The 7,279-nt window shown below is 36.7% G+C and carries 6 protein-coding genes; 1 reads left to right on the top strand and 5 read right to left on the bottom strand.

Annotated features, from left to right (window positions below; genetic code table 11):
- Positions 1 to 157: 157 nt before the first annotated feature.
- From J8H85_RS18580 to J8H85_RS18565, 4 genes are all read right to left on the bottom strand, one after another.
- Positions 158 to 1,528: an aldehyde dehydrogenase gene (locus tag J8H85_RS18580; protein ID WP_379937473.1), complete on the bottom strand. Its 1,371-nt coding sequence runs from the start codon at positions 1,526 to 1,528 to the stop codon at positions 158 to 160.
- 34 nt (positions 1,529 to 1,562) lie between these two features.
- The gene (locus J8H85_RS18575; RefSeq protein ID WP_209657175.1) at positions 1,563 to 2,264 is read right to left on the bottom strand and encodes an RluA family pseudouridine synthase; all 702 of its coding nucleotides are present in this window, start codon (positions 2,262 to 2,264) and stop codon (positions 1,563 to 1,565) included.
- A 98-nt stretch (positions 2,265 to 2,362) separates the two neighbouring features.
- Positions 2,363 to 3,181, bottom strand: a complete 819-nt coding sequence (gene panB / locus J8H85_RS18570) for a 3-methyl-2-oxobutanoate hydroxymethyltransferase (RefSeq protein WP_209657173.1) — start codon at positions 3,179 to 3,181, stop codon at positions 2,363 to 2,365.
- Positions 3,182 to 3,363: 182 nt separating this feature from the next.
- Complete coding sequence (locus J8H85_RS18565; protein ID WP_209657171.1) at positions 3,364 to 4,788, bottom strand: L-serine ammonia-lyase; 1,425 nt, start codon at positions 4,786 to 4,788, stop codon at positions 3,364 to 3,366.
- 412 nt (positions 4,789 to 5,200) lie between these two features.
- Here J8H85_RS18565 and dnaK point away from each other — a divergent pair, with 412 nt between their 5' ends.
- Entirely contained in the window at positions 5,201 to 7,108 is a 1,908-nt protein-coding gene (dnaK, locus tag J8H85_RS18560; protein ID WP_209657169.1) for a molecular chaperone DnaK, read from the top strand.
- 84 nt (positions 7,109 to 7,192) lie between these two features.
- Here dnaK and J8H85_RS19235 read toward each other — a convergent pair whose 3' ends face one another.
- Positions 7,193 to 7,279 (bottom strand): IS3 family transposase, encoded by an 87-nt coding sequence (locus J8H85_RS19235; protein ID WP_394368987.1) that lies wholly within the window; start codon positions 7,277 to 7,279, stop codon positions 7,193 to 7,195.

Raw genomic sequence — 7,279 nt, 5'->3', positions numbered from 1 at the left:
CAAGTTCAAAGCAGAGAGAGAAAGGAACTAGCATTGCGAACAGCCTTTAAGACCAATGACAGGACTTAGCTTTTATCTTTCTCTATCTTCTGTTGAAAATAAATTTACTCATTATTCAAAGAATTTTCATTCTACAAACATAGGATGACGGAAATCATTAAGTAAAATACTTAAATATTTTTTTTATAAAATTCAGCTTGTTTTTGTACGGTGCATATCGAAGCGATGGGTCTAAGCAATTACCGCGTTTAATAATCGCTTTGTTATGAGTAAACGTATCAAACCCATGTTTGCCATGGTAAGCGCCCATACCACTTGTGCCCACACCTCCAAAAGGGAGTTTATGGTTGCCAAAATGAATTAAAACATCATTTACAACACCTCCACCAAAACTATAAGTTTTTAGTATGTATTCAATGAATTTGTTGTCATTTGAAAACGTGTAAAGCGACAGTGGTTTTTCAAAATTGGTGATGATTCGGTTTATGTCTTCTTTAGTTTCATAAGTTAAAATTGGTAAAATAGGACCGAAAATCTCTTCGTTCATTACATCACTTTGCAAGCTAGGTTCATCAATTATAGTAGGCGCAATGTAGTTATTGGTTTCATCTACAATACCTCCAAAAACAACGTTGGTGCCTTTTAGCATTTCAGCAATGCGTTTGGTGTTTTTAGTGTTTATTATTCTTGGGAAGTCTTTAGATTCTTTGGGGTTTTCTCCATAAAAATTAGTGATTTCATCTTTTAAAAATGTAATGAATTCTTGTTTTAAAGGGCGTTTGATTATTATATAATCTGGAGCAATACATGTTTGTCCTGCATTAAAAAACTTGCCCCAAACAATGCGTTTTGCAGCTAATTGTAAATTTGCGGTTTCATCAATGATGCAAGGCGATTTACCACCTAATTCTAAAGTAACAGGGGTTAAATGTTTTGAAGCGGCTTGTGCTACAATTTTTCCAACGGAAACACTTCCCGTAAAGAAAATATAATCCCATTTTTGGGCTAGCAATTCGGTTGAAACTTCAACACCACCTTGAATAGATGTTACATACTCTTTTGGGAATACATTTTCAATGATGTCCGTTATAAGTTGTGATGTATGTGCAGTAAGTTCGCTTGGTTTTAAAACTACGGTGTTTCCTGCGGCAACAGCCATGATTAAAGGTTCCAATGCCAATAAAAACGGATAATTCCATGGTGCGATAACCAACACATTTCCGTAAGGTTCTTTATAAATATAATCTTTGGAAGGAAATGTTAGTATGGAGGATTTGACGCGTTTAGGTTTCGACCAATTTTTTAGGTTCTTTATGGCTAAATTAAGTTGGGAAATAACCAGGCCATATTCACTTATAAAAGTTTCAAACTCCGATTTTCCGAAATCTTTGTTTATGGCTTTGTAAATAGCGTTTTCCTTGGAAATAATTTCGCTTTTCAAAGCTTTCAAATAAACCAATCTGGTTGAAACCGATTTAGTTTTTTGAGAACTGAAAAAAGATTTTTGAGACGAAAGAATGCTGTTAATGGAATCCAAAGTGTTTTTTTATAAAGATATAAAATTAAGCATTGCAAGCATCCCAAATGGGGTCATTTGGTAAAGGTGCTGTAATATTTATAGGTTCGTTTTTTACGGGATGCATAAACGTGATGTGTCTTGCATGTAGATGGATGCTGCCATCGGGATTACTTCTGTCAAAACCATATTTCAAATCGCCTTTAATGGGGCAGCCTACAGTAGAAAGTTGTGAACGGATTTGATGATGCCTGCCCGTTTCTAAATTAACTTCAAGTAGAAAATAATTATCCAACTTCTTTAAGAGTTTATAATGAAGAATGGCTTTTTTGCTGTCTTTTACCTCTTTAATGTAAGCTGAAGATTTGTTGTTTTTCGGATTCTTTTTTAACCAATGTGTTAATGAATCCTCCGGTTTGGGAGGCATATTTTTTACAATAGCCCAATAAGTTTTATCAATATCTTTTGAAACAAAAAGGGCGTTTAAACGTGGTAACACTTTGCTGGTTTTTGCAAAAATTACCAGTCCGGTTGTAGGTCTGTCTAACCTATGTACTACACCTAAATAAACATTCCCAGGTTTGTTATATTTGTCTTTTATATAACTTTTTACAACCTCGCTTAAAGGTTTGTCACCCGTTTTATCACCTTGAGCAATGTCACCAGCGCGTTTGTTTACTACAATTATATGATTGTCTTCATATAGAACCTGAAGGTTGTTTTTATTGGAAAGTATTTTTTCAGTCACTAATTCACGAATATTATTTTTGCCTAATGCCTAATGCCTAATGCCTAATGCCTAATGCCTAATGCCTAATGCCTAATGCCTAATGCCTAATGCCTAAATTAATATTGCTCAGAATCATTAGGAAAATCTACCGTTTTCACATCATCTACATACTGAGAAATAGCATTGGTCATTTCTTCATATAAATTCATATAGCGGCGTAAAAAACGGGGATGGAATTCATGTGTCATTCCAAGCATATCGTGTAATACTAATACTTGTCCGTCAACACCACTACCGGCACCAATTCCAATAATGGGAATGCTAACACTTTCGGCTACTTCTTTGGCAAGTTTAGCAGGTATTTTTTCTAGAACAATTGCAAAACAACCAATGCGTTCCAATAACTTGGCATCTTTAATTAAATCGGCAGCTTCTTGTTCTTCTTTGGCACGAACGGTGTATGTTCCAAATTTATAAATAGATTGTGGTGTTAAACCCAAATGCCCCATAACAGGAATTCCAGCATTTAAAATGCGTTTTATGGATTCTTTAATTTCTTTGCCACCTTCAAGTTTCACGGCATGTCCACCACTTTCTTTCATAATTCTAATGGCAGAACGAAGGGCTTCTTTGGGGTCACTTTGGTAGCTTCCAAAAGGTAAATCTACAACAACCAAAGCACGGTCTATGGCACGAACTACCGAAGATGCATGATATATCATTTGATCTAAAGTAATTGGTAGCGTGGTTTCGTGTCCTGCCATAACGTTACTTGCCGAATCACCAACAAGAATAACATCAATGCCTGCACCATCAACTATTTTCGCCATGGTATAATCATAGGCCGTAAGCATTGATATTTTTTCGCCATAGGCTTTCATATCAACTAAAGTTTTCACTGTGATGCGTTTATATTCTTTTTTGGCTACAGACATTTGTTTTGTTTTAAAAAATAGAATGTAAAAGTAATGTTTTTTTGAGTATCAAAGTTTCAAAGTAGCAAAGTTTCAGGGTTTCAAAGTTTCAGAGTTTTAGATTTGTGTGAGTGGTGGGCTTTCAAAAGTTTTTTTTCTCCACTTTGTGTCTTTGCTACTTTGTTACTTTGAGGCTTTTTTAATCAACAATCCGACATATTTACACCAATGGCTAAACCACCTTTGGAAGTTTCTTTATATTTCTTGTTCATGTCTTTGGCGGTTTCCCACATGGTTGCAACCACTTTATCTAAAGGCACTTTTACGTTTTTCGGGTCGGTATCTAAAGCCATTTCTGCAGCGTTTATAGCTTTTATGGCGCCCATGGCGTTGCGTTCTATACAAGGTATTTGAACTAAACCGCCAATGGGATCGCAGGTTAAACCTAAGTGGTGTTCCATGGCAATTTCGGCTGCTACCAATACTTGTTCTGGGGAACCTCCCATAAGTTCGCACAACGCAGCGGCGGCCATGGCGGAAGATACGCCAATTTCAGCTTGACAACCACCCATGGCGGCACTAATGGTAGCGCCTTTTTTAAAGATGCTTCCAATTTCGCCTGCAACCAGCAGAAACTGTTTGATGTGGTTAAAATTGGCTTCATGGTTTTCAATCACCATATAATACATTAAAACCGCAGGAATAACGCCCGCGCTACCATTGGTAGGAGCCGTAACTACGCGACCTAAAGAGGCATTAACTTCGTTAACCGATAAAGCAAAACAGCTTACCCATTTAAGTATTTGCCTGAATTTAACTTCAGTTTTTCTAATTGTTTCAAGCCATTCTTGTGGTGAGTTATATGGCAAATCTCCTTTTAGGGTTTGATAGGTATCGAAAGCACGACGACGTACATTTAAACCACCAGGTAAGTTACCTTCGGTATGGCAGCCAATGTAAATGCATTCCAGCATGGTGTTCCAGATGCGTTGGAGTTCAGAATCGATGGTTTTGATGGAGTGGATTGATTTTTCGTTTTCTAGAACAACTTCGGAAATGGATTTGTCGAGTTGGTTGCAGTATTTTAAAAGATCGACCCCCGTTTCCACAGGGTAAGGAAACGTACATTGAAAAATGATTTTTTTGGCTTCTGCCATTTTCCGTTCTTCTTGAACCACAAAACCACCACCAATAGAGTAGTAGGTTGCGTGTTCTTCTTTGCCATTTATAATGGCTGTAAACCGAAGCGCATTGGCATGAAAGGGTAAGAATTTTTTATTGAAAACGATGTTGGTTTTCGGGTTGAATTCCAGTGCTTTTTCGTTATTAAAAAGTAGAGTATGTGTGTCTTTTATTTTTGAAACAATCTCGTGTATGTTTTCCACAGGAATAGTTTCGGGGTTGGCACCGGTTAAGCCTAGCATAATGGCATAATCGGTGGCATGTCCTTTGCCTGTTAATGATAGGGAACCGTATAAATCTACCAAAATGCTTTCTACGGCATCAAATTTATTGGCTTCTTTTAATTCTTTTATCCAACGTTCGGCGGCACGCCAAGGTCCTAGGGTGTGGGAACTTGAAGGACCAACGCCAATTTTAAGCATATCGAAAACTGAAATACATTCCATGAGGCTCATTTAGGTTTGTTACAAATATAGGTTGTTTTTAGTTGGTACTAAGTTGCAAAGTTGCAAAGCTTCAAAGTTACGGAGTTAGGAAGTTGCAAAGTTTCAAAGAGAAAAGAATTGAGCATTTAAAAATTATTTGGCTATTATGAATGTTGCTGAGAACAAGTGCGCAAGGGATTGAAGCAAGCTACCGTGTAGCGCGTAAAGCCCGACCCGATAGGGATGCGCCCAATAAATTATGATTTTAGATTTTTGATTAACGATTAACGATTTGTGAACTGTTTACTGCGACTGTGACTGCGACTGAAAACTTTAATTTTATGACAGCTTGTCAGTTTGTTTGTGTTGGCACAATCATTGACTTATATAAATCGAATTTAAAAATGAACATTCAACACAAATAAAACATATTATGAGTAAAATAATTGGAATCGATTTAGGAACAACCAACTCTTGCGTTTCGGTAATGGAAGGTAATGAGCCGGTTGTAATCCCAAACGCGGAAGGAAAAAGAACAACGCCATCGGTAATAGCATTTGTTGAAGGCGGCGAAATTAAAGTTGGTGATCCAGCAAAAAGACAAGCAGTTACTAACCCAACAAAAACGGTTTATTCTATTAAACGTTTTATGGGGAATAAATATTCTGAATCTAAAAAAGAAGCAGACCGTGTACCTTATAAAGTAGTAAAAGGCGATAACGATACACCACGTGTTGATATTGATGGTCGTTTATATACGCCTCAAGAATTATCGGCTATGATTCTTCAAAAAATGAAGAAAACTGCTGAAGATTATTTAGGAACTACGGTTAGTGAAGCTGTAATTACCGTACCTGCTTACTTTAACGATAGCCAACGTCAAGCAACTAAAGAAGCTGGTGAAATTGCTGGTTTAAAAGTACGTAGAATTATAAACGAGCCTACTGCAGCTGCATTGGCTTATGGTTTAGATAAAAAAGGAAAAGACCAAAAAATCGTGGTTTTTGACTTTGGAGGTGGAACACATGACGTGTCTATCTTAGAATTAGGTGATGGTGTATTTGAGGTATTATCAACAGACGGTGATACACACTTAGGTGGTGATGATGTTGATGAAAAAATCATTAACTGGTTAGCTGATGAATTTAACGCTGAAGAAGGGTTAGATTTACGTAAGGACCCAATGTCTTTACAACGGTTAAAAGAAGCTGCTGAAAAAGCTAAGATTGAATTATCATCTTCTGCTTCAACAGAAATCAACTTACCTTATATTACAGCTACTGCAAGCGGACCAAAACACTTAGTGCGTACATTAACAAAATCTAAATTCGAGCAATTAATTGACGATTTAGTAAAACGTACCATTGAGCCATGTGCCTCTGCATTAAAAGCAGCCGGTTTAACCATTAAAGATATTGACGAAGTAATATTAGTAGGTGGATCTACTCGTATTCCTGCTGTACAAGCTGCCGTAGAGAAATTCTTTGGAAAAGCACCAAGTAAAGGAGTTAATCCAGATGAAGTTGTATCGTTAGGTGCTGGTATTCAAGGTGGTGTGTTAACAGGAGATGTGAAAGATGTATTGTTATTAGACGTTACGCCATTATCGTTAGGTATTGAAACTATGGGTAATGTAATGACGAAGCTTATTGAAGCAAATACTACGATTCCTACCAAGAAATCGCAAGTATTCTCAACAGCTGCTGATAATCAACCATCTGTAGAAATTCACGTGTTACAAGGTGAAAGAGCTATGGCTGCCGATAATAAAACTATTGGACGTTTCCACTTAGATGGTATTCCACCAGCAAGAAGAGGAACACCTCAAATTGAAGTAACGTTTGATATTGATGCCAACGGAATTATACACGTAACAGCAACAGATAAAGCTACAAATAAAACACAAGATATTCGTATTGAAGCCTCTTCTGGTTTAACTGAAGAAGAAATCAAGAAAATGAAAGCAGATGCTGAAGCGAATGCTGAAGCAGATAAACAAGCTAAAGAAAAAGCTGAAAAATTAAACGCTGCTGATGCTATGATTTTCCAAACTGAAAGTCAGTTGAAAGAATTTGGCGAAAAATTATCGGATGATAAAAAGAAACCAATTGAAGAAGCATTAGAAGAACTTAAGAAAGCTTATGAAACTAAAGATATCGCGGTTATTGACCCAGCTTTAGAGAAAATAAACGAAGCTTGGAAAGTAGCTAGTGAAGAAATGTACAAAGCACAAGCTGAAGCGCAACAAGGTGGTGCGCAACCAGGACCAGATGCTGCAAACCAAAATGGACAAGCAGAATCTAGCGATGTTGAAGATGTAGACTTCGAAGAAGTGAAATAAAATGAATTTCTGTGAAAGCAGAAGTCTTTAAATAAAAAACGCAACCAGTATAGAGTGAACCCAAAAGGTTAGACAAATTTATAATTAATTTTGATAATAATGAGCTCGATATTCAGTCGGGCTCATACCTTCTAAATTTAGTTTAATTCTTTCATTATTATAATACTTTAT

It is taken from the genome of Mariniflexile gromovii (assembly GCF_017814435.1).
In the GTDB taxonomy this organism is placed as follows: domain Bacteria; phylum Bacteroidota; class Bacteroidia; order Flavobacteriales; family Flavobacteriaceae; genus Mariniflexile; species Mariniflexile gromovii.
Note: the sequence above shows the minus strand (reverse complement) of the source record. Positions and strands in the feature narration are given on the sequence as shown.

Bases quoted from the DNA above. Each gene is read 5' to 3' on its own strand.
- panB (WP_209657173.1), bottom strand. From the start codon at position 3,181: ATGTCTGTAGCCAAAAAAGAATATAAACGCATCACAGTGAAAACTTTA.
- J8H85_RS18565 (WP_209657171.1), bottom strand. From the start codon at position 4,788: ATGGAATGTATTTCAGTTTTCGATATGCTTAAAATTGGCGTTGGTCCT.
- dnaK (WP_209657169.1), top strand. From the start codon at position 5,201: ATGAGTAAAATAATTGGAATCGATTTAGGAACAACCAACTCTTGCGTT.